The sequence below is a fragment of the Erwinia sp. AK-PDG3-5 genome, assembly GCF_056821705.1.
This window is the reverse complement of sequence record NZ_CM165967.1, coordinates 1459991-1486432: the sequence shown is the minus strand read 5'-3', so window position 1 is coordinate 1486432 and position 26442 is coordinate 1459991. Positions and strand designations below refer to the sequence as shown.

General features: G+C 57.0%; 25 protein-coding genes. 10 read left to right on the top strand and 15 right to left on the bottom strand.

Annotation, left to right across the window (positions count from 1 at the left end):
- Window positions 1–14: 14 nt before the first annotated feature.
- The 12 genes from argT to AC1UKS_RS06785 all read right to left on the bottom strand — a co-directional run bounded on the left by argT (window position 15) and on the right by AC1UKS_RS06785 (window position 11859).
- Complete coding sequence (argT, locus tag AC1UKS_RS06840; protein WP_013203119.1) at window positions 15–797, bottom strand: lysine/arginine/ornithine ABC transporter substrate-binding protein ArgT; 783 nt, start codon at window positions 795–797, stop codon at window positions 15–17.
- A gap of 284 nt (window positions 798–1081) precedes the next feature.
- A complete protein-coding gene (locus AC1UKS_RS06835) occupies window positions 1082–1651 on the bottom strand; it encodes a UbiX family flavin prenyltransferase (RefSeq protein ID WP_013203120.1) in 570 nt (189 codons plus the stop codon).
- Between the two features lie 109 nt (window positions 1652–1760).
- Window positions 1761–3278 (bottom strand): amidophosphoribosyltransferase, encoded by a 1518-nt coding sequence (gene purF / locus AC1UKS_RS06830; RefSeq protein WP_013203121.1) that lies wholly within the window; start codon window positions 3276–3278, stop codon window positions 1761–1763.
- A 36-nt stretch (window positions 3279–3314) separates the two neighbouring features.
- The gene (gene cvpA / locus AC1UKS_RS06825; protein ID WP_013203122.1) at window positions 3315–3800 is read right to left on the bottom strand and encodes a colicin V production protein; all 486 of its coding nucleotides are present in this window, start codon (window positions 3798–3800) and stop codon (window positions 3315–3317) included.
- Window positions 3801–4123: 323 nt separating this feature from the next.
- A complete protein-coding gene (gene dedD / locus AC1UKS_RS06820; RefSeq protein WP_482436188.1) occupies window positions 4124–4852 on the bottom strand; it encodes a cell division protein DedD in 729 nt (242 codons plus the stop codon).
- Window positions 4842–6104 (bottom strand): bifunctional tetrahydrofolate synthase/dihydrofolate synthase, encoded by a 1263-nt coding sequence (gene folC, locus AC1UKS_RS06815; RefSeq protein WP_482436187.1) that lies wholly within the window; start codon window positions 6102–6104, stop codon window positions 4842–4844. Before folC ends, dedD begins: the two co-directional genes overlap by 11 nt.
- 64 nt (window positions 6105–6168) lie before the next feature.
- Window positions 6169–7086, bottom strand: a complete 918-nt coding sequence (gene accD / locus AC1UKS_RS06810) for an acetyl-CoA carboxylase, carboxyltransferase subunit beta (RefSeq protein ID WP_013203125.1) — start codon at window positions 7084–7086, stop codon at window positions 6169–6171.
- 161 nt (window positions 7087–7247) lie between these two features.
- A complete protein-coding gene (locus tag AC1UKS_RS06805; protein WP_482436186.1) occupies window positions 7248–7895 on the bottom strand; it encodes a DedA family protein in 648 nt (215 codons plus the stop codon).
- A 30-nt stretch (window positions 7896–7925) separates the two neighbouring features.
- Entirely contained in the window at window positions 7926–8741 is an 816-nt protein-coding gene (truA, locus tag AC1UKS_RS06800; RefSeq protein WP_482436185.1) for a tRNA pseudouridine(38-40) synthase TruA, read from the bottom strand.
- Complete coding sequence (locus tag AC1UKS_RS06795; RefSeq protein WP_265911141.1) at window positions 8741–9751, bottom strand: aspartate-semialdehyde dehydrogenase; 1011 nt, start codon at window positions 9749–9751, stop codon at window positions 8741–8743. Before AC1UKS_RS06795 ends, truA begins: the two co-directional genes overlap by 1 nt.
- An 89-nt stretch (window positions 9752–9840) precedes the next feature.
- On the bottom strand, window positions 9841–10977 hold the full coding sequence (gene pdxB / locus AC1UKS_RS06790; RefSeq protein ID WP_482436184.1) for a 4-phosphoerythronate dehydrogenase PdxB: 1137 nt from the start codon (window positions 10975–10977) through the stop codon (window positions 9841–9843).
- Between the two features lie 78 nt (window positions 10978–11055).
- On the bottom strand, window positions 11056–11859 hold the full coding sequence (locus tag AC1UKS_RS06785; RefSeq protein WP_482436183.1) for an AraC family transcriptional regulator: 804 nt from the start codon (window positions 11857–11859) through the stop codon (window positions 11056–11058).
- A gap of 99 nt (window positions 11860–11958) precedes the next feature.
- Here AC1UKS_RS06785 and AC1UKS_RS06780 point away from each other — a divergent pair, with 99 nt between their 5' ends.
- Window positions 11959–12873: a DMT family transporter gene (locus AC1UKS_RS06780; RefSeq protein WP_265911144.1), complete on the top strand. Its 915-nt coding sequence runs from the start codon at window positions 11959–11961 to the stop codon at window positions 12871–12873.
- Window positions 12874–13077: 204 nt separating this feature from the next.
- Complete coding sequence (flk, locus tag AC1UKS_RS06775; RefSeq protein WP_482436182.1) at window positions 13078–14115, top strand: flagella biosynthesis regulator Flk; 1038 nt, start codon at window positions 13078–13080, stop codon at window positions 14113–14115.
- A gap of 3 nt (window positions 14116–14118) precedes the next feature.
- On the opposite strand, the gene AC1UKS_RS06770 is transcribed toward flk, so the two are convergent.
- Window positions 14119–14568, bottom strand: coding sequence for a rhodanese-like domain-containing protein (locus tag AC1UKS_RS06770; protein WP_482436181.1), 450 nt, complete (start codon window positions 14566–14568; stop codon window positions 14119–14121).
- Window positions 14569–14656: 88 nt separating this feature from the next.
- On the opposite strand from AC1UKS_RS06770, the gene pdxR reads away from it, so the two are divergent.
- A complete protein-coding gene (gene pdxR, locus AC1UKS_RS06765) occupies window positions 14657–16090 on the top strand; it encodes a MocR-like pyridoxine biosynthesis transcription factor PdxR (protein ID WP_482436180.1) in 1434 nt (477 codons plus the stop codon).
- On the opposite strand, the gene AC1UKS_RS06760 is transcribed toward pdxR, so the two are convergent.
- Window positions 16084–17259 carry an arabinose transporter gene (locus AC1UKS_RS06760; RefSeq protein ID WP_482436179.1) on the bottom strand — a complete coding sequence of 392 codons (1176 nt, stop codon included), beginning with the start codon at window positions 17257–17259 and terminating at the stop codon, window positions 16084–16086. The two genes, pdxR and AC1UKS_RS06760, sit on opposite strands and share 7 nt — an antisense overlap.
- A 630-nt stretch (window positions 17260–17889) precedes the next feature.
- On the opposite strand from AC1UKS_RS06760, the gene AC1UKS_RS06755 reads away from it, so the two are divergent.
- The 7 genes from AC1UKS_RS06755 (at window position 17890) to AC1UKS_RS06725 (ending at window position 25079) form a co-directional block, all read left to right on the top strand.
- The gene (locus AC1UKS_RS06755) at window positions 17890–18876 is read left to right on the top strand and encodes a substrate-binding domain-containing protein (protein WP_482436178.1); all 987 of its coding nucleotides are present in this window, start codon (window positions 17890–17892) and stop codon (window positions 18874–18876) included.
- A gap of 78 nt (window positions 18877–18954) precedes the next feature.
- The gene (locus AC1UKS_RS06750; protein ID WP_482436177.1) at window positions 18955–20448 is read left to right on the top strand and encodes a sugar ABC transporter ATP-binding protein; all 1494 of its coding nucleotides are present in this window, start codon (window positions 18955–18957) and stop codon (window positions 20446–20448) included.
- Window positions 20441–21427, top strand: a complete 987-nt coding sequence (locus AC1UKS_RS06745; protein ID WP_482436176.1) for an ABC transporter permease — start codon at window positions 20441–20443, stop codon at window positions 21425–21427. The genes AC1UKS_RS06750 and AC1UKS_RS06745 overlap by 8 nt, the downstream gene beginning before the upstream one ends.
- Before the next feature lies 1 nt (window position 21428).
- Window positions 21429–22382: an ABC transporter permease gene (locus tag AC1UKS_RS06740; protein ID WP_265911150.1), complete on the top strand. Its 954-nt coding sequence runs from the start codon at window positions 21429–21431 to the stop codon at window positions 22380–22382.
- Between the two features lie 15 nt (window positions 22383–22397).
- On the top strand, window positions 22398–24032 hold the full coding sequence (locus AC1UKS_RS06735) for an FGGY-family carbohydrate kinase (protein WP_053144343.1): 1635 nt from the start codon (window positions 22398–22400) through the stop codon (window positions 24030–24032).
- Complete coding sequence (locus tag AC1UKS_RS06730; RefSeq protein ID WP_265911151.1) at window positions 24032–24637, top strand: KpsF/GutQ family sugar-phosphate isomerase; 606 nt, start codon at window positions 24032–24034, stop codon at window positions 24635–24637. The genes AC1UKS_RS06735 and AC1UKS_RS06730 overlap by 1 nt, the downstream gene beginning before the upstream one ends.
- Window positions 24638–24707: 70 nt before the next feature.
- Window positions 24708–25079, top strand: coding sequence for an MmcQ/YjbR family DNA-binding protein (locus tag AC1UKS_RS06725; protein ID WP_482436175.1), 372 nt, complete (start codon window positions 24708–24710; stop codon window positions 25077–25079).
- A gap of 37 nt (window positions 25080–25116) precedes the next feature.
- Here AC1UKS_RS06725 and fabB read toward each other — a convergent pair whose 3' ends face one another.
- The gene (fabB, locus tag AC1UKS_RS06720; RefSeq protein WP_013203143.1) at window positions 25117–26340 is read right to left on the bottom strand and encodes a beta-ketoacyl-ACP synthase I; all 1224 of its coding nucleotides are present in this window, start codon (window positions 26338–26340) and stop codon (window positions 25117–25119) included.
- Window positions 26341–26442: the final 102 nt, after the last annotated feature.

The window sequence follows — 26442 nt, the reverse complement described above, 5'->3', positions numbered from 1 at the left end:
ATGACAGGTTTTACTTAACCGCCGTACACGTCAAAGTCGAAATATTTTTTCGCTAACTTATCGTAGGTTCCATCTTTACGCATGGAATCGAACGCTTTATCGATCGCGGCTTTCAGGTCGGCATCATCTTTACGCATGCCCATCCCGGTACCCACACCGAAGATTTTCTCGTCTTTTACTGCCGGACCTGCAAAAGCAAAGCCCTTACCGGCAGGCTGCTTCAGGAAGCCTTCGCTGGCGGCAACTTCATCCTGGAAGGCGGCATCGATACGTCCCGCAGTCAGATCCTGATACACCAGGTCCTGGTTCGCGTAAGGGGTAACGGTGATGCCTTTTGGACGCCAGTTTTCGTTAGCGTAAGTTTCCTGCGTGGTGCCCTGCAGCAGACCGATGGTTTTGCCTTTCAGCGAATCCAGCGTCGGCATGATTTTCGAGCCTTTCGGCGCGATCAGACGGGCGTTAGCTGCGTACAGTTTTTCCGAGAAAGCGATTTCCATCTGACGCTTTTCGGTAATTGAGAGCGAGGAGATGATGGCATCAATTTTTTTCGCTTTCAGAGAGGGGATCAAAGCATCGAAATCACTTTCCACGTAGGTACATTTGGTCTCCATACGCTTACAGATCTCATTCGCCAGATCGATATCGAAGCCAACCAGTTGCCCCTGAGCGTTTTTAGACTCAAACGGAGCATAGGTCGGATCGGTGCCGATGCGCAGCGTTTTCGGCGCAGCAGCAAACGCGCTGCTTGCGCTGGAGAGAGCCAGCAGCAGAGAAAGAGCCAGGACCTGCTTTTTCATAGATTACCCTCGAAGATGATTTTTTATTATGTCAGTCGTGATGTTGTTAGCGCAGTTGGAACAGTTGTCTTTTGCAGATTTCATGCCAGTTTTGTGCTGCCCTGCCCCATTGCTGCGCAATCAGCGCGTTTCGCCAGTTGGCGGCGTAAACGCCTTGATTGTGGGGAAATATATAACAGGTTTGAACATTTGAGGTGGTAACAATGTTGCATTTTGGTGCACTCAATGCACGAAATGCGATTCAGCACCAATTGAAGCACCATGATGGTGCATAGAAGGCAGCTTTATGCACCCTGCCAGCGCGTAAACAGATCTTTATCGAGCGTGATCTCGAACTGGTCGAGCACGCGATTAACGGTCTGATCGACGATATCCATGATGCTTTCAGGACGGTGATAGAATGCGGGGACCGGCGGCATAATGATCGCGCCAAGTTCGGCGGCGGTGGTCATCATCCGCAAATGGCCGACATGCAGCGGGGTTTCACGCACGCACAGCACCAGCCGGCGGCGCTCTTTTAACACCACATCGGCGGCGCGGGTCAGCAGGCCATCGGAGTAGCTGTGCACAATGCCCGAGAGGGTTTTCATCGAGCACGGCAGAATGGCCATGCCGTCGGTTTTATAGGAACCGGAGGAGATACTGGCAGCAATGTCGCGCACGTCATGGACCACATCGGCCATCGCCTGCACGTCACGTACCGAATAATCACTTTCCAGTGCCAGCGTCTGACGTGCAGCCGCGCTCATCACCAGATGGGTTTCCACCCCGCTGACCTGCTGCAAAATCTGCAGCGCACGGACGCCATAAATGACGCCGCTGGCACCTGAGATGCCAATAATAAGTCGTTTCATAAATATCCTGCGGGGGTAGCTAAAGAATGAAGTATGCCATCTGCGGCGCTAAAATAGAAATGGGCCGGAATCTCTTCCGGCCCATCTGACCTGCCACACCACTCAGGAATTAACCTTCGTTGTGCATTTCCAGGTTTTCCACTTCGTTAACGCGCGCCATCGCTTTGGCATCATCGTTACGCAGCGACTGGAGGTACTCCAGATATTGCTGATCGACATCTTTGGTCACGTAGATCCCGTTGAACACCGAGCACTCGAACTGCGCGATATCCGGGTTTTCTTCTTTGACCGCTTCGATCAGATCGTCCAGGTCCTGGAAGATCAGGCCATCAGCCCCAATCAGCTGGCGGATCTCCTCCACTTCACGGCCATGGGCAATCAGCTCGGTTGCGCTCGGCATATCGATGCCGTACACGTTCGGGAAACGGATTTCCGGTGCTGCTGAAGCCAGATAGACTTTCTTCGCACCCGCTTCACGGGCCATCTCGATGATCTGCTCACAGGTGGTGCCGCGAACGATTGAGTCATCGACCAGCAGCACGTTTTTACCCCGGAACTCAGCACGGTTGGCGTTCAGCTTGCGGCGAACCGCGCTGCGGCGCTGGTGCTGACCCGGCATGATAAAAGTACGGCCGACGTAGCGGTTTTTCACAAACCCCTGACGGTATGGCTTGTCCAGAATGCGGGCCATTTCAAGCGCGATATCGCAGGAGGTTTCCGGGATTGGGATCACCACGTCAATGTCCAGGTCTTCCCACTCACGGGCGATTTTCTCACCCAGCTTGGTGCCCATGCGAACGCGGGCGCTGTAGACGGAAATTTTGTCCAGGAACGAGTCCGGGCGGGCAAAATAGACGTACTCAAACAGGCACGGATTGCATTTCGGGTTCTCTGCACACTGACGCGTGAACAGCTGACCTTTCTCGGTGACGTAAACCGCTTCGCCCGGCGCAACATCACGCAGGAATTCGAAGCCGAGCGTATCCAGCGCCACGCTTTCGGAGGCAACCATATACTCATGGCGACCGTCTTTCATGCCACGCTTGCCAATCACCAACGGACGGATACCGTTCGGATCGCGGAACGCAACCATGCCATGGCCGATGATCATCGACACGCAGGCATACGCGCCACGAACGTGCTGATGAACCGCTGCCACAGCGGCAAAAATGTTGTCTGCTTCCAGCGGGAAGTGCTGAAAACGATCCAGCTCCTGAGCAAAGATATTGAGCAGGATTTCAGAATCTGATGTGGTGTTAACGTGACGACGACCGCTTTCGAACAGCTGCTTACGCAGTTCGTGCGCGTTGGTCAGGTTACCGTTGTGCGCAAGCGTAATGCCGTAAGGCGAGTTCACGTAGAAAGGCTGCGCTTCGGAAGCACTGGAGCTTCCCGCAGTTGGGTAACGGACGTGACCGATGCCCATATTGCCTTGCATACGCTGCATATGGCGGGCTTCAAATACATCGCTAACCAGGCCGTTTGCTTTACGCAGGCGAAAGCAATTCAATGCATCAATGGTTACGATGCCTGCGGCATCCTGCCCACGGTGCTGGAGCACCGTTAACGCGTCATAAATCGACTGGTTGACCGGCATAAATCCGGCGATCCCGACAATACCGCACATGTGGTTATTTCCTCATAAGCCGCAACCCAGGTTTTATTACCGGGGCAAAAAACTCGACGTGCTTTTCAGGTAGTCAAAAAACCACCTGATGATGTAACTGAACTGGGGAACCAGCTGAGACTGTTGCCAGTCCGGACTTTTGGAAAATCCGGTGAATGTATCGAGGAAAAACAGAATGGCTGAGACTATCAGCACGCCACGTAATGCCCCGAAACAGACTCCCAACACTCTGTCGGTACCCGACAGGCCGGTTTTTTCAACCAGCGACCCAATTACGAAGTTGACGATAGCCCCGACTAACAGCGTGGCAACGAACAACACCGCAATGGCGATCCCATTTCGAACCAGTTCGTCTTCAAAACCGGTGAACCAGACCGCGAGGAAGGAGTAGTAATGGCTGGCGACAAAAAATGCGCAACCCCAGGTGACGAGTGATAATGCTTCCCGAACGAACCCACGGATCAGGCTGACAAGAGCCGAAAAACTAATAACCGCAATAATGACGTAATCTATCCAGACCATGAACTCTTCCAGCGACTGTGCCCTTAAGGTCGCATCCACGTGTAACAGAGGGATGCGACCTATAGTTCGGGGCGAATTCTAACAGAAAAAGAAAACGTTTGCGTAGGGTTTTCCTTTGCCAGTTTAATTAAAACAATTTGCTAAAAAAACCAGCAATCATGCGCGCTGGCGGCTATCCGACCGTGCCGGACAGCCCGGTACTGCAATCTTTTGATTTGCATCGGGTAAGCCGCCCAAAAGGCGGTTTAACCCGAGTGAAGCGCCATGCCGAAAACGGCCGTTGACAAGGCGCAGACTCTTACAGTAATAGCGACAGGCTAACGTTAACGAGCGCTGTACGGTTTCACCACGCCGCCCAATCCTGAGATGCCTTTCAGCTCTGAGATTGACGCCTGCATTTTCGCTTTCGACGCGTCCGGCCCGACATAAATACGGGTGATTTCGCCCTGCACCGGCGTGGAAGGCACGGTAAAGGCGCGATAACCGGAAAGACGCAGCTGGGCGACAATCTGGTTCACCTTGCTGGCATTCTTCAGCGCGCCGAGCTGAACGACGTATGCCTGACCGGTTGGTGCGCTATCCGGCTCGGCGGCCTGAGGTGCAGGTTCTGGCTTCGGCTCAGGCTTCGGTTCGGCCTTCGGCTGCGCTTTCGGTTTCTCAACCGGTTTTTCAACCGGCTTCGGCTTCGGTTTTTCAACCGGCTTCGGCTGCTGTACCGGCTTAGACTCAACCATCGGCGGCGGGGAAATCACGCTGGGCTTATTGACGGATTTTGGCGCGGTTGAGCCACTTTCAGCCTGCGAGGTATTGCCCGGCGTTTTGCCTTCCACCGCCGTGGCTGCACCTTCCGGCGGCTGCGAAGGTAAAGACTGCGTTACCGGAGGAACCAGATCGTTCTCCTGCTGGTCGCCCGGTTTAGGCACCAGCGGGATCGCGGCAAACTCTTCTTTATAGTGCTTTTTCTTGCCGTCGAGCAGGCCTGGCAGAATGATGACACCCAGTGCAACTATTATGACGGTCCCGACTAAACGGTTCTGAAACTTACTGGCCACTGCCGTTCTCCGTTTCCCGCGTTTCCATAACCTGTGCCACGGTGTGGAACGAACCGCACACCAGCACAATATCCTGCGCTTCAGCCTGTTGCAGCGCCTGGCGATAAGCATCGGCCACGCTGGTAAAGGTCTGCGCTGTCGGCAAATGGGCCTTCAGCTGTTCAGCGCTGGCACCGCGCGGGCCGTCCAGCGACGCGCAATACCAGTAATCCACTTCAGGTTGCAGACAGGCCAGCGTACCGGCAATGTCTTTGTCATGCAGCATACCGACCACCGCGTGAACCTTGCCGCTTTTCGGCAGTTCACTGAGTCGACCCACCAGATAGCTGGCCGCATGCGGATTGTGCGCCACATCCAGAATCACCCTCGGTGACTCGGCGACCGTCTGAAAACGGCCGGGCAGAATCGCCTTGTCCAGCCATTGGTAGATGATTGCATCATCCACCTGCAGCGAGGAACAGCGTAGCGCGGCCAGCGCGGTGGCAGCATTAGGCATCGGCACCTGCGGCAGAGGCAATGCGCTTAGCGTGCCCTGCGCATCGGTAAATGACCAGCTGCCGTCTTCAACGGTGTAGGACCAGTCACGGCCGCGCTTCAGCAGCTGCGCGCCGAGGTTATCGGCCACTTCCGCGATGGTGTACGGCATATCAGGTTCACCAACTACCGCAGGTTTACCGCCACGGAACACGCCGGCTTTCTCGCGACCAATGCTTTCACGATCCGGACCCAGCCAGTCGGTGTGGTCCAGCGCGATGCTGGTCACCACCGCGACGTCGGCATCGACGATATTGGTGGCATCCAGTCGACCGCCCAACCCGACTTCGAGGATCACCACATCCAGCTTAGCGCGCTTAAACAGCCACAAAGCGGAGAGCGTCCCGAATTCAAAGTAGGTCAGTGAAGTGTCGCCCCGTCCGGCATCGATATCCGCAAACGACGCGGTGTGATCGGCTTCGGGTAGCTCTTCGCCCTGAATGCGCACCCGTTCGGTATAGCGCAGCAGATGCGGGGAGCTGAACACGCCGACGCGATAGCCTGCGGCCATCAGCAGCGTTTCAAGAGTTCGACAGGTGGTGCCTTTGCCGTTGGTCCCGGCGACGGTGAAAACCACGGGAGCAGGCGTTAACAGGTCGAGCGACGTAGCCACGCGATGCACGCGTGTCAGCCCGAGTTCGATAGCTTGAGTATGGAGATTCTCAAGATAATGAAGCCACGTGACCAAAGGTGACGTGGCTTGAGGAAGATTATCCATTTGTCCCGTTCACAGCGTTACGGTTCATTGGTAAAAGGGGCTGTGCGCCCCTTTCCATCGTTGATCAGGCCTCATGGCCCTGCGACGCGTCTTCGTCCTGGACCGCTTCTTTATGCGTGTCTTCCACTGGCGCAGGGATATTCATCATCTTCGCCAGAATGCTGGCCAGCTTGAAGCGCATCACCGGACGGCGCACGATCATATCGATAGCGCCCTTCTCGATCAGGAACTCACTGCGCTGGAAGCCTGGTGGCAGTTTCTCACGCACGGTCTGTTCGATAACGCGAGGTCCGGCAAAGCCGATCAGCGCTTTAGGTTCAGCAATGTTCAGATCGCCCAGCATCGCGAAGCTGGCAGACACGCCACCCATGGTTGGGTCAGTCAGTACCGAAATGTACGGCAGACCGCGTTCCTGCATTTTCGCCAGCGCGGCGCTGGTTTTTGCCATCTGCATCAGCGACATCAGCGCTTCCTGCATACGGGCACCGCCGGAAGCGGAGAAGCAGATCATCGGACAGTTGTCTTCCAGAGCCTGTTCCACCGCACGAACGAAACGCGCGCCCACAACAGAACCCATTGAGCCGCCCATAAAGGAGAACTCAAACGCAGCAGCCACGACCGGCATGCCGTGCAACGTGCCTTTCATCACGATCAGCGCGTCTTTTTCGTTGGTCTCTTTCTGAGCCGCAACCAGACGATCTTTGTATTTCTTGGAGTCTTTGAACTTGAGCAGATCTTTCGGCTCCAGTTCGCTGCCCAGCTCTGTCATTGAGCCTTCGTCCAGCACGCTGTGCAGGCGGTCGCGACCATGCATACGCATGTGGTGATCGCATTTCGGGCAAACTTCCAGATTACGTTCCAGCTCGGCGCGGTACAGGACCTGGCCGCAGCTGTCGCATTTGGTCCAGACCCCTTCAGGAATACTGGCTTTACGCGATGGAGTAGTGGTGCTTTTATTGAGAATTCGTTCAATCCAGCTCATTGATGACCTTTCTGTTTGAACCTGGTGAAACCAGTTTTCTTTTTTCCACGCCGCAGGCAGCGCAGACCATAATGTCGCTCATTAAACCATAACCGCCCGAAGCTGTGGATAAAAATCTGGTATCCGGGCGGCAGTTTAGCGATGTATTACTGCGATTTTTGCTACTTTGCGGCCCGACGGTGACGCCAGACTTCAATCACACCCGGCAGAATCGACAGGACGATTATTGCCACGATCAGCAGCTTCAGATTCTCCTGCACAACCGGCAAATCACCAAACAGGTAACCCGCGTAGGAGAATAGCAGCACCCAAAGCAACCCACCCGAGATGTTATACAGGGCAAAGTGGCGATAGGACATTTTTCCCATACCGGCGACAAACGGCGCAAATGTCCGGACGATCGGCACGAAGCGCGCAAGAATAATCGTTTTCCCGCCGTGACGCTCGTAAAATTGATGGGTTTTATCGAGGTGGCTGCGACGGAAGATTTTCGAGTTTGGATTGCTGAACAATTTATCGCCAAACAACCGGCCAATGGTGTAGTTCACCGCATCGCCGACGATAGCCGCCACGGCCATCAGCGCCACCATCACATGGATATTCAGATCGTTGGTCGGTAACGCCGCCAGCGCACCGGCAACAAACAGCAGCGAATCCCCCGGCAGGAACGGGGTGACAACCAGTCCGGTTTCGCAGAACAGGATCAGGAACAAAATGGCATACACCCACATGCCGTACTGCGCCACCAGCTCCGCCAGATGGACATCGATATGCAGGATAAAGTCGACTACAAAACGAATCAGTTCCATACACCTTTCCTTAATTCGTAAGGCTTAAAATTAATCCTCGAGGAACAACGGTCCCATCGGTGGACGTGGTAATTCAAAATGGTCAGGATAATCGACTGACACCAGGTACAGTCCTTCAGCCCGTGCAGTTGCCGCCGCCAGCGTGCGATCTTTCGCCGCCAACAGCTCTGCTATCCAGCTTTCCTGCTGATTACCACAGCCTACTTCCATCAGGCTTCCGACAATATTGCGCACCATATGGTGAACAAAGGCGTTGGCTTTAATGTCCACGATCACGTAAGCGCCAAAGCGGCTGACGTTCAGGTGGAACACTCTGCGCCACGGCGTGCGGGACTGACACTGCACGGCGCGGAATGAGGTGAAATCTTTTTCGCCCAACAGGCTCTGCCCGGCGCGCTGCATCTTTTCCACATCCAGAGGATGGTAAAAGTGCGTCACGCCGCCATGCAGAATGGCCGGACGCAAACGGCGGTTATAAATGACGTAACGGTAACGACGAGCGGTAGCACTGAAGCGGGCATGAAACTCGTCGCTGACCGGTTTTACCCAGCGCACCGCGATATCATCGGGCAAATTCGCATTCACCCCCAGCGTCCAGGCGGCATCTTTACGCAGCGAGGTGGTTTCAAAATGCACCACCTGGCCGGTACCGTGCACGCCCGCATCGGTACGGCCGGCGCAGAACACGCTGACCGGATGGTTTGCCACTTTCGACAGCGCCTTTTCCAGCTTTTCCTGCACGCTGCGGACTTCCTGCTGCCGCTGCCAGCCATAATAGTGGCTGCCGTCATATTCAATGCCGAGCGCCAGCTTATGCGTTTGCTCCGGCAAGGCTGCTTCTGACATCAGTACATATACTCCTGAACCAGTTTCTCGGCCGTTTTCACCGCCATCAACGCGCCGCCGAAACGGACGTTGTCAGACACTGACCAGAACTGCAGCATTTCCGGCACGCCGTAATCGTTACGCACGCAGCCGATGCTCAGGTGATCGTTGCCGGAGGCATCGCCAACCTGAGTCGGGTAATCCGTTTCGTCAGACAGCGCGATATCTTCCGCCTGAAGCAGCACTTCGCGCGCCTCTTCGGCTGACATCGGACGCAGGTTTTCCAGGTGGATAATCTGCGCGTTGCCGTAGAACACCGGTGCCTGCACGGTAGAAACCGAGACCGGCAATCCTTCGTCCTGCAGCACTTTGCGCACCTGATCCACCAGGCGACGCTCCTGCACCACGCTACCTTCCGCATCCGGCAGTAACGGCAACATGTTAAAGGCCAGCTGACGATCGAAGAAACCGGCTTCGACCGGCAGACCGTTCAGCAGACGGGCACTTTCACTGGCCAGGGAATCGACCGCGGCTTTGCCGTGCGCCGAGGCGGCAATCAGGCTGGTGACCTGAATGCGGCTTAAACCCGCCTGATCGACCAGCGGTTTGATGGCGCACAGCAATTGGCTGGTCACGCTGTCAGCAACGCTGATGATATTGCGATTGCGGTAATCGCCGAGTACCTGCGGATTGACATCGGGCACCACCAGCGGCACATCCGGCTCCAGCGCAAACAGATCGCTGCTGTCAATCACCAGGCAACCCGAGTTGGCCGCTTCTTCTGCATAGGTTGCGGAAGCTTCGCGTCCGGCGACAAAGAACGCCAGCTGCACCTGCGACCAGTCAAAATCTTTCGCATCCGTCACCAGCAGCGATTTGCCATCAAAACGCAGGGTTTCGCCCGCGCTGCGTTCGCTCGCCAGCAAATGCAGTTCACCAACCGGGAACTGGCGTTCCGCCAGCAGTTCCAGTAAAGCTCGCCCTACTGCGCCTGTAGCGCCCAATAGCGCAATGTTCCAGCCGTCAGACATGTTGGTTAACTCCAGAAATGAAACAAAAAGAGAAGGCGGTGTTCACACCGCCCGCAGAATAAGACTATGGACTAAGGCTTATCCTAACCTTAGGTTGCCGGCTGAAAAACGGCGTTGAATCCGAGTTTATTCAGCAACGCCGCGACCGGCTCCACGTCGCACTGCACCTGCAGTGACGACCATTCGCGACGTTCCAGATAATTCTTACGCAGGCGATCAAATTCGCCAGGGATTGCGGCCACGGCTCGCAGCGGCGCATCATCGCGGCGCACATCATACACCAGATGCACCAGTCTTTTTAGCGTTGGCTGATCCAGCTCGCCATGCAGGGTGATCTGGCCAAACTCTGGCGCCGGCAACAGGGTGTCCAGCGCCACCTGCTGGGGCTTGCCGAGAAACGCCGTCCAGGCTTCAAATACCTGCGTGGTGCCGCGCGCCTTGCCTTCCAGCGTATAGCCAGCAATGTGCGCGGTGGCGATGTCCACTTTATCCAGCAGCGGCAGAGACAGCTCGGGTTCCGGCTCCCAGACGTCAAGGATCACGCTCAGATCGTCACGCTGTTCCAGTACCTTCAGCAGCGCAGCGTTATCAACAACCGGGCCACGACAGGCGTTGATCAGAATGCTGCCCGGCTTCAGCGCCTTCAGCAGCGCTTCGTCAGCAAGATGCAGCGTTTTATATTCACCCTGCTTATACAGCGGCGTATGGAAAGTCAGGATATCGGCGTCGGCCACCAGCGTGGACAGCGGCAGAAACTCGCCTTCATCCCCCCGATCGGCACGCGGCGGATCGCACAGCAGGGTTTTGATCCCCAGCGCCTCAAGACGAGCCTGCAACCGGCCCCCCACGTTACCGACGCCGACGATGCCGACCGTGCGATCCTTCAGCAGGAAGCCATCACGCTCTGCCAACAGCAGCAAAGAAGAAAACACGTATTCCACTACGGCAATCGCATTGCAGCCAGGCGCTGCCGAGAAGCCAATCCCCTGCGCCTGCAAAAACGCCTCATCAATATGATCCGTGCCGGCGGTGGCGGTACCGACAAATTTCACCGGTTTGCCGCTCAGCAGTTCCGCGTTCACTTTGGTGACGGAACGCACCATCAAACCATCCGCATCGTCCAGCTCGGCCTGCGGCACCGGACGGCCCGGCACGGCAACCACAGTTCCGGTGCGGCTGAACAGCTCGCGGGCGTAAGGCATATTTTCATCAACGAGGATTTTCACTATCGTGTTCCTGCTTGGGTCGGGTGGGGCAATATTCTGCCATAAACCCGCGGGCCGGATAACCCTCAGGTGCGGTGATTAGGATGTTGTCCGTGTAAAAGGCTGCAACGCGCGGCTTCGATAGCGCTCCGGGGTGGTGCCAGACTGCTGCTGAAACATGACAATCAATGCTGAGGCGGAGTTGTAGCCCAGATCCAGTGCCGTCTCCTGCACCGTTTTGCCCTGCTCAAGCAGCGAGATGGCATGCAAAAAACGCAGACGTTGCCGCCATTCGCTAAATGACATCCCCAACTGTGCCTGGCAGCGCCGCGAGAGCGTGCGCTCGGTGGTGAAAACGCGCGAGGCCCACTCCGCCAGCGTGGTGTTATCCGCCGGATCCTGCTCTAACGCCAGCAGCACCGGCGAGAGAATTTTATCGTCGGAGGTGGGCAGATAACTCTCCTGCTCTTCCGCCAGCTTGAGCTGATCCATCAGCACCCCGCACAGCCGCCGATCTTCTTCCGTGGCTGGCACCGTGACGTCCCGCTGCGCGAAGTCCTGCATGATCGCCTTCACGATCGGGCTGACGTTGAGCAGACAGGCACTTTTGGACAGACCGGCGCAGAATTCAGCCGCCACGTTAAAGGTATAGAAGAAGGATTGTTTGGGGTTGTAGCTGGTGTGTTCAACCCCTGGCGGGATCCAGATAGGGATCGCGGTCGGCGTCAGCAGGCGTTGTCCCGCCACCTGCATTTGCAGAACGTTGCTCTGGACAAAAATCACCTGTCCCCAAACGTGCGTATGCGGCAAATATTCGGTATTGGCGTTGGCCTGCTCATAACGTAAGAAATAGTGCAGGCTGCTGGCATCCAGCGGGGCGGTATAGGTAATTTGCGCGTTCATTCTGTCCGGTCAGTAACAGTTATTGTCCGATATTCACTATCTGTCTTTAATGTGACAAGCGTACACTGTTTCCACTTCCTTCCCAATCGGGTTTTACCAATGAATTTTCTGTTTCCCCTGCTGGCCGTGCTGATCTGGTCAGTGAATGCCATCGTCAGCAAAGTGTCCGCTGGCGCGATCGATCCTGCGGCGATCTCCTTCTATCGCTGGCTGCTGGCGTTGCTGACCCTGACGCCCTTTGTGCTGCCTTCCGTCTGGCGTAACCGTCAGCAGATCCTCAAGGTGTGGGGGAAACTGTTGGTCCTCGGCCTGCTGGGCATGGTGCTGTATCAGAGCCTGGCCTATTACGCCGCGCACAGCGTGACCGCGCTGTTTATGGGCATCCTCAATGCGCTGATCCCGCTGTTAACGGTGTTAATCAGCATTGTGCTGCTGCGGGTGGCGCCAACGGTAGGGATTGTTATCGGCAGCCTGCTGTCGTTTGGCGGTCTGGTGTGGTTGGTCAGCCAGGGGCATCCGCAACAGCTGCTGTCGCACGGCATGGGCCAGGGCGAGCTGATGATGTTCGCCGCCTCGACCTCTTATGCGCTGTACGGCGTGCTGACCAGGCGCTGGGCGATCCCACTGCCCAACTGGCAGAGTCTGTATGTGCAGATTTTGTTTGGCGTGCTGATGCTGTTACCGAACTTCCTGATGGCGAAGGACGTTTCGCTTAACCTGCACAATGTTCCGCTGGTGCTGTTTGCCGGTCTGTTCGCCTCAATCCTCGCGCCGTTCCTGTGGATCCACGGTGTGATGCGGATGGGTGCCAACACCGCGACCATCTTTATGAATCTGGCGCCGATTTTTACCGCCATTATCGCCGTGCTGTTCCTGCATGAGCAGCTGCACAGTTATCACTATATCGGCGGTGGCATCACCCTGCTGGGCGTGATCCTGGCACAGCGTCTTCGCACCCCGCTACGGCTGAAGAAAACCGTAGCGAGCGACCCCGTTTTGCGCAAGGCAGAATGAGCAGGTAATCCCCCTAAGCCCGACCGTCGCTGAGTGAATCATTAAGGCCGGAGATTTCCGGCCTTTTCTTTCACTTGTGCCGATAAATTATTTCCCGCTGCCACGCCCTCGCCACTACCTATCACCGGGCGGGATTGTTATCATAGCCAATCATACTTTCTCCGGCGTGCCCCGGATGTTGACCTTTCAGTGAAGGATTTTGTCATGCAACCTCTTAGCGGCCCCGGTGCGCCGATCCCCGGCGACCGGACGACGGTCGATGCCAAACCTGGCACCACCCGCCCAGGCCCGGGAGATCAACCCTTATCACCCGCACAGCGCACCACGCTGGAAAGGCTGATCGTCAAAATCATGTCGCTGAGTTCGCTGAAGTCGCCTGAACTGTGGGCCGGAATGCGCCACGAGGTGGGGGTGAAAAACGATGCGGGGTTGCTGTCGCGCCATTTCCCGGCGGCAGAGCAGTTTCTCAACACGCGCCTGTCGCAGGTACAGAACACCCATGCGACCCGCCAGCTGTTCCAGCAGTTGACCGATCTGCTACCGCAGGGAAATAACCGCCAGGCGGTCAGTGACTTTATCCGCCAGCAGTTTGGCCACACGGTACTCAGCTCGCTGAACCCGGACCAACTGCGCCAGGTGCTGACCATGTTGCAGAACGGCCAGATGGCCATTCCTCAACCGCAGCAGAGTCGCGTGTCAGATCGCACCCTGCTTCCGGCGGAGCATCACACCCTCAATCAGCATATTTCCCGCCTGGCTGCCGCCACCGGCGAACAGCCGGTTAAGCTGTGGGCATCCGCGATGAAGATGGTGAACCTGCACAGCGGCGATCCTATCCCTTCGCGCCTGTATCCGCTGCTGACGCAATACCTGCAGGCCAGTCAGACGCTGAGCCAGCATCCGGCCCCGACCTTACCGATGCTGTTAGCCTCGCTGAAAGTGCCGCCGGACCATGCCGAGCAACGCCTGCTGGAAGATGCCAGCCAGCAACGTTTCCAGCAGCCACCGCTGGCGGTGCTGACCACCTCGCAGGCGCAGGATCTGATGAACCTGCTGTTTGCCCGTCGTGCGGAACGCCTGCGCGAACAGCTGCTGCCGGACAGCGAAATCAACCCTCAGCCGATTGTCGCTCCGCTGTCTGGCAACCTGCCACCGGTGCTGCAGCCGCTGGTCAACCGGCCGGTCTTCACCGCCTTTGCGGTGCTGGTGCTAATTGTTTTCCTGATGTGGATTTTCCTCTAGGCCTTAGCAGCCGCAATTTTCAGGCATTGTCTGCGCAGGCCATTCGCCTGCGGCTTCTCCCTGCGTGACCGGATGCCGGTCACGCAGCCAGAAATCCAGCCCGCCGATTAACTCTTTCACCCGAAATCCCGCCGCCGCCAGCTTCCACGCCCCCCTGGTCGTTCCGTTGCAGCCAATGCCATCACAATAGGTGACGTACACGTTGTCGCTGTTCAGTTGTGACAAGGTTTCCGCCGTCATCGTGCGGTGTGGAAAGCTGACAGCACCGCAGATATGCCCGGCCTGATACTGTTCAGCGGAACGCATATCCAGCACCACGATGTCGCTGATGCCGCGCGCTAAATCCTGCGCCAGATCCCAGGCATCGGCGTAATACGCCAGCTTATCCCTGAGCCACGCCTCGCTAATTGCTGCGGAGGGTGGTGGAAACTGTAAAACGGCTGATTGAGACATGCTAACTCCTGAGCAGTGGGTGAATGCTGATGATACGATGAATGGGCCTTAGTAATAGTACCCATTCAGAGGTGAGGATAAGACCATTATGCCGCAGGCCACGGTTGCCATTATTCAGCTGTTCGACTCGTTACAGGCCCAGACCAAACGGGAAAAGCTTTGCACCACCTTGCGCCAGCTGATCCGAAGCGGCATGTTGACCAGTGGCGAGCGCCTGCCCTCCTCCCGGCTGCTGGCAAGTGATTTGGCGCTGTCCCGCATCACGGTCGAGGCGGCTTACGCACAGCTTGAAAGTGAAGGCTATCTGCAACGCCAGACCGGAAAAGGCACCTTCGTGGCGGTGAGTCTGGCAGACCATTCCCCACGCAAAAAACCGCCTGAGCCGACGGCCGCACCGCTTTCCATTCGTGGCAACCGCATCGTGGCCACCGGCGGTTGCCAGGATCCGCTTTTCCCGCAGGCGTTTGCCGCCGGTTCACCTGACCTGCACGCCTTTCCTCATGCCATCTGGCGCAGGCTGGTGGGTCAGCGCCTGCGGCATACGCCGGAAGAGATGATGCGCTATGGTCATCCGCAGGGTTTGCCGCTGCTGCAGCACGCGGTGGCCCGCTACCTTGCGCAGTCACGCGGCGTGCGCTGCGAACCGGAGCAGGTGATGATCCTCACCAGCTCCCAGCAGGCGCTGCAAATGCTGGCGCTGCTATTGTGCGATGCGGGTGATACCGTCTGGCTGGAGGAGCCCGGCTACAGCGGTGCCCGGAATGCTTTTATCAGCGCCGGCGCTAACGTTATCCCGATGCCGCTGGATGAAGAAGGGGCATCCATCCCCGATAAAAATGCCGCAAAACTGGTGTATCTGACCCCGTCTCATCAGTATCCCACCGGCGTGGCGATGACGCTCCAGCGCCGCCTGCAGTGGCTGGCTTTTGCCCGCCGCGAAGGCTGCTGGTTGCTGGAGGACGATTACGACAGCGAATTTTATTACCAGGATCAGCCGATGCCTGCGCTACAAGGGCTGGATGACAGCAACCGGGTGCTGTATCTCGGCACGTTCTCTAAAGTGCTGTTCCCTTCACTGCGGCTGGCGTATCTGGTGGTGCCGCCTTCGCTGGTTGATCCGCTGTCTAAGCTGCGCAGCGTGATGGACGGCCACAGTGCCCAACTGATGCAGGCCGTCACCGCCGATTTTATCAATAACGGCCATTTTCAGGCGCACCTGCGGCTGATGCGCAAGCTCTACGCCAGCCGCAGAGCATTATTACTGGAGCAATTAGCCAGCAAGCTGGGCGATAACCTGGTGCCGCTAAGCCACAGCAGCGGACTGCAGCTGGCGGTGACGCTGCCGAAAGGCGGAGAAGCGCGACTGACTGAGGAGGCGTTGCAACGTGGGATCATCCTGCCGCGCCTGTCGCCGTTATATTCCGGTCACGCGCAGCAGGAAGGATGGATATTAGGCTTCTCTGCCCTGCAGCGGGCAGAGATTATTCAGGCGGTAGAGAAACTGTCGAAGCTGCGTTATTGATTGCGGGCAAAATTCAGCGTTATTGCAATGCCCAATACCGCACAGACGGCGCCGGCCAGATACACCGATCCGTAGCCCATCGAGGTGGCCAGCAGACCGGTTAACGGGCCGCTGGCACCGTAAGCGATATCCTGAAAGGCTGAAAATCCGCCCAGCGCCGTGCCACGCACCTGTGGCGCAACGCGCTTAACCACCTCCACGCCCAGTGAAGGGAACACCAGCGAGCAGCCGCTACCGGTCAGCGCCGCACCCAGCAACGCCATCCACGCCGAGGTGGATAAGCCCAACACCAGCAGGCCAATCGCTTCCACCGTCAGTGAAATCAGCGCCACTTTCAAACCACCAAGGCGGTCCGGCATCCAGCCAAACAGAATGCGCACCAGCACGAACGAAAGACCAAATGCGGTCAAAGCAAAACCGGCGTTCCCCCACTGCTGGCTGGCGAAATAGAGCGAGGTAAAGGTGCCGATCACCGCAAAGCCCACGCCCTGCAACGCCAGCCCAAAGCCTGGAGAGAGGATTTGCCCCACCACCGTCCACAACGAAGGACGCTCGCCGCCATGGGTGGGCACCGGCTTCACCCAAACGTTAAACAGCAGCGCAACAACGGGCAGGATCATGGTGGCAATCCCCATCGCCATAAAGCCCCATTTGTCATGCAGCATCAGGCCCAACGGGGCGCCCGCCGCCAGCGCGCCATAGATCGCCATGCCATTCCACGACATCACCTGGCCGGAACGTTTCGGGCCAACCAGCCCCATTCCCCAGGTCAGGTTGCCGGTCAGCAACTGGCTTTCACCAAAGCCCAGCAGTAAACGCCCTACCACCAGCAGCGCAAACTTACCCATCACCGGCAACGGCAGTACCGCCGCCAGCACATAGGCCAGTCCTACCAGCGTACAGGCGAGCATGCCCTGTAATACCGAGCGTTTGGCACCGCGCTGATCCGCCAGCCTGCCGGCATAGCCGCGCGTCAGTAAGGTCGCAAAAAACTGAATACCGACCGCAACCCCGACCATCACGTTATTCAGTCCCAACTCCTGATGCACGAACAGCGGGATCACCGGCAAGGCGAGGCCGGCGGTCAGATAGGTGAGGAATACGGCAAAAGAGATGCTCGCCAGCGAGGTGGCTGGCTTGGCTGAGCGTTCAGAGAGTGTTGTCGACATGGTTGTCCTTGTTTTACGTAAGGGCTCGCCGGTTCAGACGCGCCCAAAAGTGCCATTGCCGGAGCAATGCCAGGGGCGCGTTGTTTGACGTTAGACGCTTACGCAACATCGTGGCGACGTTGAGGGGAGTAATCTTGAGTGGAAAGTGTGGAGGAAAGTCCGCCAACCGTCAACGTTTGTAAACGGGACGGTTGTAAGCGAATTACGTCGGAAATTACCGGGAAATTGAGCCAATCGTGGGCTAATTTGCCTTTCAACTGCGAAGATACTCACAATTCCTGCATATCAAATGCGCACGGACGCCAAAAGTTGGCCATTTTTGAATCAGGCTATCAGCACTGCCCGCAAATTGTTAATGGAAAGCTATAAAATCACCTTAATTTAACAAAATTAAAACATTATTTTGACGTATAAATCCAACGCTTATAATTTATTAACAAATATTTAACTTTATTTACCCTCTTTTTTAACTAAAAAAGTCAGCGATCACACTTCCCTCAGCTGGCTGCCGGAGTCCTGAAAATTGCTTGCTATCTTGCTCCGGTGGCTAACGCCATATCTGACCACTATAAGCTCGCGCCTGGCGGGTAACTAAAGCGGAAAGTCCGCGCCCTACAATAAGGTATTGCTATGAAATTCAACGTCGCATTACTCAATGCATGTGTGGTTTCTGCCTGCATGCTGTTTACAACACCCTCCTTCTCAGCTGAAAAACATGATATCGCCGTGGTGGCGAAAGTCACCGGCATTCCCTGGTTTACCCGCATGGAAGTGGGTGTGAAAGAAGCCGCCACCAAGCTTGACGTCAATGCCTATCAGGTCGGCGGTTCAACGCCCGATCCGGCGCAGCAGGTCAAGGTGATTGAAGATCTGATCGCCAAAAAAGTCGATGCCATTATCGTGGTGCCAAACGATGCCAGGGTGCTGGAGCCGGTGCTGAAGAAGGCCCGCGATCAGGGCATCGTGGTGTTGACCCATGAATCTCCGGATCAGCCAATTGGTCAGTGGGATGTGGAAACCATCGACAGCCAGAAATATGCCGAAAAGAACATGGATGAGCTGGCCAGCGCGATGGGCGGCAAAGGCGGTTACGCGATTTATGTTGGATCGCTGACCGTGCCGCTGCATAACGCCTGGGCTGACGCCGCCATCAAATACCAGAAACAGAAATACCCGGATATGCATGAAGTCACTTCCCGCCTGCCGGTGGCGGAGAGTATTGATAAATCCTACGCTACCACCCTCGATCTGATGCGCACCTACCCTGACCTGAAAGGGATCATCGGCTTTGGCTCGCTCGGCCCGATTGGTGCCGGTCAGGCGGTGAAAAGCAAACGGGCGAAAAACAAAATTGCCGTCGTGGGTATCGCGATGCCAGCGCAGGCCGCACCGTACCTGGCGTCTGGCGACATCAAAAAAGCGCTGCTGTGGGACCCGAAAGATGCCGGCTTTGCGCTGGTGAGTCTGGCCGACCAGATTCTGGATGGCAAACAGGTCACGCCTGACCTGACTATCGATGGCCTCGGTAAAGCCGATGTGGACATGCAAACCCATGTAATCCGCTTTAACCGCATTCTGGAAGTGACCAAAGATAACGCCAAAACGCTCGGATTCTGATGGCTGGGCCCGGCCGGTCACATCGGTGACCGGCAAGCGGGCCGCCTGCGGCAACAGTCCCTACGGTGAGTAAATTCTATGTCGCAAACCTTTCTCTCTCTCGACCATATCAGCAAATCCTTTCCTGGCGTCCAGGCGCTGGATAACGTCAGCCTGAAGCTGAATAAGGGCGAAGTGCACTGCCTGGCCGGACAAAACGGCTGCGGGAAAAGCACGCTGATTAAAGTGATTTCCGGCGTGTATCAGCCCGATAAAGGCTCGCACATTGGCATCAATGGCAAGCTCTTCAACCATCTCAGCCCTTCCCTGTCGGCCTTTTACGGGGTGCAGGTGATTTATCAGGATCTGTCGCTGTTTCCCAATCTGACGGTGGCAGAGAATATCGCCGTGCATCGCTATCTGCCCGGCGGTGGCTTCTGGGTAAAAAGAGCGGCAATGCGCAAACTGGCGGTCGATACCCTGCAACGCATTGGCGTCACGCTCGATCCGGACCGCAAAGTCGAGAAGCTGTCGATTGCCGATCGTCAGCTGGTGGCGATTTGTCGCGCGCTGGCCGCGGATGCCAGCCTGGTGATCATGGATGAACCCACCGCTTCCCTGACGCGGCATGAAGTCAATGGCCTGCTGCGGGTGGTCAACGAGCTGAAAGCGGCCGGGATTTGCGTAGTGTTTGTCAGCCATAAGCTGGATGAAGTGATGGAAGTGGCGGACCGCATCAGCGTGATGCGCGACGGCAAACTGGTGGGAACCTTCCCGGCCAGCGAGCTGAACAGCGACGAACTGGCGTTCCTGATGACCGGGCAACGCTTCGCCTTCAGCCATCTGCCTGAACGGGCCGATAAGAGCGAAACGCCCCTGCTGGAAGTGCGCAACCTGTCGCGCAAAGGTCAGTATCAGTCGATCAATCTGAGCCTGCGCCGGGGGGAAATCACCTCAATTGTTGGCCTGCTCGGGGCCGGACGCACCGAGCTGTGCCTGTCCCTGTTTGGCATGACCCAGCCGGACAGTGGCGAAATCAGCGTTGAGGGCCAGCCGGTCAGCCTGCGCAGCAACCGGGATGCGATCCGCCACGGCATTGCCTATGTTTCCGAAGACCGGCAAACCCAGGGGCTGGTGATGCAGCAATCTATTTTCGACAACATGCTGGTGCCGATTTTTAACCGGCTGCATAACCGTGCCGGGCTGATGGACCAGAAAAAGGCTCGTCATCAGGTCGCCACCCTGATCCGCGAACTGAACATCAAGGTGTCGGACAGCCAGCTGCCGGTGCAAACCCTGTCCGGCGGCAATGCGCAGCGCGTGGCCATCGCCAAATGGGTGGCGACCAATCCGAAAGTGCTGATCCTTGACTCGCCCACGGTCGGCGTCGATATCGCCAATAAAGAAGGGATCTACCGGATTGCCCGCGATCTTGCCGAATCCGGCATGGCCGTGTTGATGATTTGCGATGAGATCCCGGAAGCGTATTACAACAGCCATCGCGTACTGGTGATGCGGAAAGGCGAACTGGTCGCCAGTTTTGCGCCGCACCAGTGCCAGGAAGACGAGATTGCCGGGGTGGTCAATGAATAACAAATTACGACATCTGATCGGCCACCATGAGTTCTGGCTGGGGATGCTGATCCTGCTGCTGGCTGCGGGCCTCAGCCTGCGCTCCAGCGAGTTTTTAACGCTCGGTAACCTGACCGATGTTGCCACCAGCTATGCCATCCTCGGTATTCTGGCCTGTGGCCTGTTTGTGGTGCTGATCGCCGGCGGGATCGACATTTCCTTCCCGGCCATGACCGCGATTGCGCAGTACGCGATGGCCAGCACCCTGCTGGCGCACGGCGGCAACTTCGTGACGATCTTCGCGATTGCCATGGGGTGCGGGCTGCTGCTGGGGCTGATCAATGGCGCGCTGGTCTACTTCTTACGCGTTCCGGCGATCATCATCACTATTGCCACGCTCAACCTGTTCTATGGCCTGCTGGTGTGGTTTACCGACGGCACCTGGCTGTACGGTTTCCCCGAGTGGTTTATGAACGGCATCAGCTGGTTCTCTTTCACTGCCGCCGATGGCTATGAATACGGGCTGACGCTGCCGCTTTTATGCCTGCTGGCGGTGTTTGTGCTGACCGGCGTGCTGATGCGCTATACCCGGCTTGGGCGGCAGATTTATGCGATGGGCGGCAACCGCGAATCCGCTTCCCGTCTGGGAATGAACCTTCTGACGCTGCACTTTTACGTCTACGGCTATATGGGACTGCTGGCCGGTGTTGCCGCCATCGTTCAGGCGCAGACCACCCAGTCAGTCGCGCCCAATTCGCTGGTCGGCTATGAACTCACGGTGCTGGCCGCCGTGGTTCTCGGCGGCACCAGCATGACCGGCGGCCGCGGCTCATTATTCGGCACGCTGCTGGGGGTGCTGTTGCTGGCCTTCTTGCAAAATGGCCTGACGCTGCTCGCCGTCTCCTCTTACTGGCATATGGTGTTTAGCGGGCTGATTATTCTGGTCAGCATCAGCGCCACCGCGTGGAATGAAAAACGCAAACTGGCGAAGGGGATATGAAATGAACGCCATAATCAAAATCCTTCCGGGCGACCGGATTATTCGCCTGCAGCTGCTGATGATTGTCATTGTGCTGGCGCTGTTCTCGCTGACGCTGGGTGGTCGGTTCTTCAGCGCGGGCAACTTCCAGTCGATCGCCACCCAACTGCCCGTTTTAGGCTTACTGGCGCTGGGTATGGGGCTGACCATGCTGACCGGCGGCATCAACCTGTCGATTATCGCCAGCGCCAACGCCTGTTCCCTGCTGATGGGCGCGATCATCGTTGCCCATCCCGGTCAGCCGCTGTTTCTGCTGCTGGCGCTCATCGCCGGTGCGCTGCTGGCGGTGCTGATCGGCACGCTGAATGGTCTGCTGATCGCGGTGATTGGGGTGTCGCCGATTCTGGCCACGCTCGGCACCATGACGCTGATCGCCGGGTTGAATATCCTGCTCTCCAACGGCGCGGTGATTTCCGGCTTCCCACCGCTGATTCAGTTCCTCGGCAATGGCGAGGTGTTTGGCGTACCTTTAGCTCTGCTGCTGTTCCTGCTGGTGGCCTTTGCGCTGTGGGTTCTGCTGGAGCAGACCACGCTGGGCCGCAGTATTTATCTGCTGGGTTCTAACGAACAGGCCACCCGCTTCAGCGGCATCAACACCGCGCGGGTGCAAATCACGGTGTATATCTTCTCTGCCCTGCTGAGCTGGGGCGCGGCGCTGCTGATGATGTCGATGTTCAACTCGGCAAAGGCAGGCTACGGCGAGTCCTGGCTGCTGGTGACCATTCTGGCCTCGGTGCTGGGTGGGGTAAATCCCGACGGCGGATTTGGCCGGGTGATTGGCATGGTGCTGGCGCTGATCGTCTTACAAATGCTGGAAAGCGGACTCAATCTGCTCGGCGTGAGCAGCTATCTGACGATGGCGCTTTGGGGCGGTGTGCTTATCCTGTTTATTGCGTTACAGAATCGCAGAACCTGACGGTCGAGGCTAACAATGACAAGTTATTATCTGGGTGTGGATGTAGGGACCGGCAGCGCACGTGCGGGAATTTTCGACCTTAAGGGCCGGATGATGGGCCAGGCCAGCCGGGAAATTGCGCTGTTTCGCCCGCAGGCCGATTTTGTCGAGCAGTCGTCAGACAATATCTGGCAGGCAGTGTGCCAGGCGGTGCGCGATGCCGTCAATCAAAGCAACATCAATCCGGTACAGATTAAAGGCATCGGCTTTGATGCCACCTGTTCACTGGTGGTGCTGGATAAAGAAGGCAAACCGCTGACGGTCAGTCCGTCGGGCCGCAGCGAGCAGAATATTATCGTGTGGATGGATCACCGCGCCATTTCGCAGGCCGAGCGCATTAACGCCACGCAGCACCGGGTGCTGGACTATGTTGGTGGGGTGATTTCACCCGAAATGCAAACGCCAAAGCTGCTGTGGCTGAAACAGCATATGCCCAACAGCTGGCAGAACATCGGCCATTTATTTGACCTGCCCGACTTCCTCACCTGGCGGGCCACTCAGGACGAGACGCGTTCGTTGTGCTCGCTGGTGTGCAAATGGACTTATATGGGTCATGAGAACCGCTGGGATGAGAGCTATTTCCGCCAGATTGGGCTGGAAGATTTGCTTGAGCATGACGCGGCGAAAATTGGTCGCGATGTAAAAACCATGGGTGAACCGTTGGGACACGGCCTGACGCAGCGCGCCGCCAGCGAAATGGGCCTGCTGCCCGGCACGGCGGTGAGCGTGTCGATCATTGATGCCCATGCGGGCAGCCTCGGCACGCTGGGTGCGGCGGGCGCGTCAGGGGAACATGCTGACTTTGACCGGCGCATCGCGCTGATAGGCGGCACCTCCACCGGCCATATGGCCATCTCAAAAGAGCCGCGCTTTATTAAAGGCGTCTGGGGCCCCTACTTCTCCGCCATTCTGCCCGACTTATGGCTGAACGAAGGCGGCCAGTCGGCCACCGGCGCGCTGATTGACCATATGATCCAGTCTCACCCCTGCTATGCCACGCTGCGCGATCAGGGAAAGGCGCAGGGCAAAACCATCTATGAAGTCCTTAACGACCTGCTGCGCAAAATGGCCGGCGAGCCCGAAAAGATTGCCTTTCTGACCCGCGATATCCATATGCTGCCCTATTTCCACGGTAACCGCTCACCGCGCGCGAACCCGAATCTGACCGGCATCCTGACCGGGCTGAAACTCTCGCGCACGCCGGAAGATATGGCGCTGCACTACCTGGCGACCATTCAGGCGATTGCGCTGGGTGCCCGCCATATCATCGAAACCATGAACCAGACCGGCTACAGCATCGATACCATTATGGCCAGCGGCGGCGGCACCAAAAACCCGATCTTCGTGCAGGAACATGCCAACGCCACCGGCTGTGCGATGCTGCTACCGGAAGAGAGTGAAGCGATGCTGTTGGGCAGCGCGATGATGGGCACCGTGGCCGCCGGGGTGTATGAATCCCTGCCGGAAGCGATGAATGCCATGAGCCGCATTGGCAAAACCGTCACGCCGCAAACCAATGAGATCAAACATTACTACGACCGCAAATATCAGGTGTTCCGCGAGATGTATCACGACCATATGAAGTACCGCCAGATGATGCAGGAGGCCTGATGGAGCAAATCGACGCCTGGTCACAGGCCACCTCTGGCTGGCAGACCTATCGCGATGCGCTAACCACGCTGGAAAGCCAGCTCGACCGTCAGCAGTGGCTGGCGGTACTCAACACGCTGGCCCGCTGCGAGGGGAAAATTGCGGTCACCGGGATTGGCACCTCGGGCATTGCCGCCAGAAAGATCGCCCATATGCTTTCCTGCGTAGAGCGTCCCGCCACCTGGCTTAGCGCTGCCGATGCGGCGCACGGTGATATCGGTTTTCTGCGTGCCAGCGATGTGCTGATTATGCTGTCGCGCGGCGGCAATTCGGATGAGTTAACCCGCTTATTGCCGACGGTAAAAAGTAAAGGCTGCACGCTGGTCAGCGTCACTGAAAACGCCGGTTCAGCCATTGCGCAGGCGGCAGACCGGCTGTTACTGATGCCAGAAACCCAGGAAATTGACCCGCTGAATATGCTGGCCACCACCTCGATAATCAGCGTGCTGGCGGTGTTTGACGCGATGATAGCGGTGTTAATGACGCAAAGTGGCTACAGCCGGGAAACGCTGCTGGCGGTGCATCCTGCGGGAAATGTCGGCAAGGTGCTGCGGGAGCAAGAATAAAATCGGGGTGAGCCGGAGGGTGCGGTTATGCTAGCCTGCTGAACAGAAATCCCCGCGATGGAGCCATACAATGGACGGAAAACAGATTCAGCAACTGGCGGCCGACGTCGCCCGCACCCTGCCTGCCGCCGAGCTTTGCTACCCGTTCGGCCCGGAATATGAGGTGTATAAGGTGCGCGGCAAGATGTTTGCCTTACTGGCACAAGTTCGCGGCGAGCGGATTGTGAATCTGAAGTGCGATCCCGAAAACGCACTGTTACAGCGGGCGATCTACGACAGCATTCATGCGGCTTACCATATGAATAAACGTCACTGGATCTCGATTTATCCTGACGAACAAATTAGCGAAGGCCTGGTACGGCAATTGGTAGAGGAATCTTACGATTTGGTGGTTGCCGGCTTGCCGAAGCGATTGCGGCCGATGGAACAGAGAGAACGCTGAAGGGAAAGACAGGGGGCGAAATTTCGCCCCCTGAAACTTAGTCGAGCTTACGCATCACCAGGGTGGCGTTCGTCCCGCCGAAGCCAAAGCTGTTAGACATAACGGTCTTCAGCTTCTGCTCGGTTGGCTTGGTCACGATGTTCAGACCTTTCGCCGCGGGGTCCAGCTCATCAATGTTGATGCTTGGCGCGATAAAGCCGTGTTCCAGCATCAGCAGAGAGTAAATGGCTTCCTGCACGCCGGCGGCGCCCAGAGAGTGACCCGTCATTGCTTTGGTCGCGGACATGGCAGGCATGTTCTCGCTAAACACTTCGCAGATTGCGCCCAGTTCCTTCACATCGCCCACTGGCGTAGAGGTACCGTGGGTGTTCAGGTAGTCGATTGGGGTATCGACATCGGCCATTGCCAGACGCATACAGCGCATTGCGCCTTCGCCTGATGGGGCAACCATGTCAGCACCGTCAGAAGTCGCGCCGTAGCCAACCACTTCTGCATAGATGTGAGCACCGCGAGCCAGCGCGTGTTCCAGTTCTTCAACCACCACCATACCGCCACCGCCAGCGATAACGAAGCCGTCACGGCTGGTATCGTAAGTACGGGAGGCTTTTTCCGGGGTTTCGTTGTACTTGGTGGACAGTGCGCCCATCGCGTCGAACTCACAGGACATTTCCCAGCACAGCTCTTCGCCGCCGCCAGCAAATACCACATCCTGTTTGCCCAGCTGGATCTGCTCAACCGCGTTACCGATACAGTGAGCGGAGGTCGCACAAGCGGAGCTGATGGAGTAGTTCACACCGTGAATTTTGAACGGGGTTGCCAGGCAGGCAGAAACGCCGGACGCCATGGCTTTGGTCACCATATAAGGACCCACGCCACGCAGGCCTTTTGCACGCATACCATCAACGCTGGCAGCCTGGTTGTAAGGGGAACCGCCACCGGAACCGGCAACCAGACCCACACGTGGGTTGTTCTGGTACTGCTCTGCGGTCAGGCCGGAATCTTTCACTGCTTCCAGCATGGAGATGTAAGCATAAATGGACGCATCGCTCATGAAACGCAATACTTTGCGATCGATGAGAGCTGAGATTTCGTCTTTGGACAGTTTGACGTTACCCCAGACGTGACTACGCATGCCGGAATCTTTCAGCTCCTGGGAGAAGGTGATGCCTGAGCGACCCTCACGCAGAGATGCCAGGACTTCCTCTTGGTTATTACCAATGCTGGAAACGATACCCAAGCCAGTAATCACTGCACGTTTCATTCAATACCTCATTCACTACTTATATTAGGATTCGACAGGCACTTTAGCTTACAGTTGTACGCCGAACAAGTCCGATCAGCGCTTAACTTTTGTAAATTTGCG

Bases quoted from the DNA above. Each gene is read 5' to 3' on its own strand.
- fabB (WP_013203143.1), bottom strand. From the start codon at position 26,340: ATGAAACGTGCAGTGATTACTGGCTTGGGTATCGTTTCCAGCATTGGT.
- argT (WP_013203119.1), bottom strand. From the start codon at position 797: ATGAAAAAGCAGGTCCTGGCTCTTTCTCTGCTGCTGGCTCTCTCCAGC.
- flk (WP_482436182.1), top strand. From the start codon at position 13,078: ATGCAACCTCTTAGCGGCCCCGGTGCGCCGATCCCCGGCGACCGGACG.
- AC1UKS_RS06740 (WP_265911150.1), top strand. From the start codon at position 21,429: ATGAACGCCATAATCAAAATCCTTCCGGGCGACCGGATTATTCGCCTG.
- purF (WP_013203121.1), bottom strand. From the start codon at position 3,278: ATGTGCGGTATTGTCGGGATCGCCGGATTTATGCCGGTCAACCAGTCG.
- truA (WP_482436185.1), bottom strand. From the start codon at position 8,741: ATGTCAGAAGCAGCCTTGCCGGAGCAAACGCATAAGCTGGCGCTCGGC.
- AC1UKS_RS06835 (WP_013203120.1), bottom strand. From the start codon at position 1,651: ATGAAACGACTTATTATTGGCATCTCAGGTGCCAGCGGCGTCATTTAT.
- AC1UKS_RS06805 (WP_482436186.1), bottom strand. From the start codon at position 7,895: ATGGAACTGATTCGTTTTGTAGTCGACTTTATCCTGCATATCGATGTC.
- folC (WP_482436187.1), bottom strand. From the start codon at position 6,104: ATGGATAATCTTCCTCAAGCCACGTCACCTTTGGTCACGTGGCTTCAT.
- AC1UKS_RS06735 (WP_053144343.1), top strand. From the start codon at position 22,398: ATGACAAGTTATTATCTGGGTGTGGATGTAGGGACCGGCAGCGCACGT.
- accD (WP_013203125.1), bottom strand. From the start codon at position 7,086: ATGAGCTGGATTGAACGAATTCTCAATAAAAGCACCACTACTCCATCG.
- AC1UKS_RS06730 (WP_265911151.1), top strand. From the start codon at position 24,032: ATGGAGCAAATCGACGCCTGGTCACAGGCCACCTCTGGCTGGCAGACC.
- AC1UKS_RS06785 (WP_482436183.1), bottom strand. From the start codon at position 11,859: ATGAACGCGCAAATTACCTATACCGCCCCGCTGGATGCCAGCAGCCTG.
- AC1UKS_RS06755 (WP_482436178.1), top strand. From the start codon at position 17,890: ATGAAATTCAACGTCGCATTACTCAATGCATGTGTGGTTTCTGCCTGC.
- cvpA (WP_013203122.1), bottom strand. From the start codon at position 3,800: ATGGTCTGGATAGATTACGTCATTATTGCGGTTATTAGTTTTTCGGCT.
- AC1UKS_RS06780 (WP_265911144.1), top strand. From the start codon at position 11,959: ATGAATTTTCTGTTTCCCCTGCTGGCCGTGCTGATCTGGTCAGTGAAT.
- AC1UKS_RS06770 (WP_482436181.1), bottom strand. From the start codon at position 14,568: ATGTCTCAATCAGCCGTTTTACAGTTTCCACCACCCTCCGCAGCAATT.
- AC1UKS_RS06795 (WP_265911141.1), bottom strand. From the start codon at position 9,751: ATGTCTGACGGCTGGAACATTGCGCTATTGGGCGCTACAGGCGCAGTA.
- AC1UKS_RS06725 (WP_482436175.1), top strand. From the start codon at position 24,708: ATGGACGGAAAACAGATTCAGCAACTGGCGGCCGACGTCGCCCGCACC.
- AC1UKS_RS06750 (WP_482436177.1), top strand. From the start codon at position 18,955: ATGTCGCAAACCTTTCTCTCTCTCGACCATATCAGCAAATCCTTTCCT.
- AC1UKS_RS06745 (WP_482436176.1), top strand. From the start codon at position 20,441: ATGAATAACAAATTACGACATCTGATCGGCCACCATGAGTTCTGGCTG.
- pdxR (WP_482436180.1), top strand. From the start codon at position 14,657: ATGCCGCAGGCCACGGTTGCCATTATTCAGCTGTTCGACTCGTTACAG.
- AC1UKS_RS06760 (WP_482436179.1), bottom strand. From the start codon at position 17,259: ATGTCGACAACACTCTCTGAACGCTCAGCCAAGCCAGCCACCTCGCTG.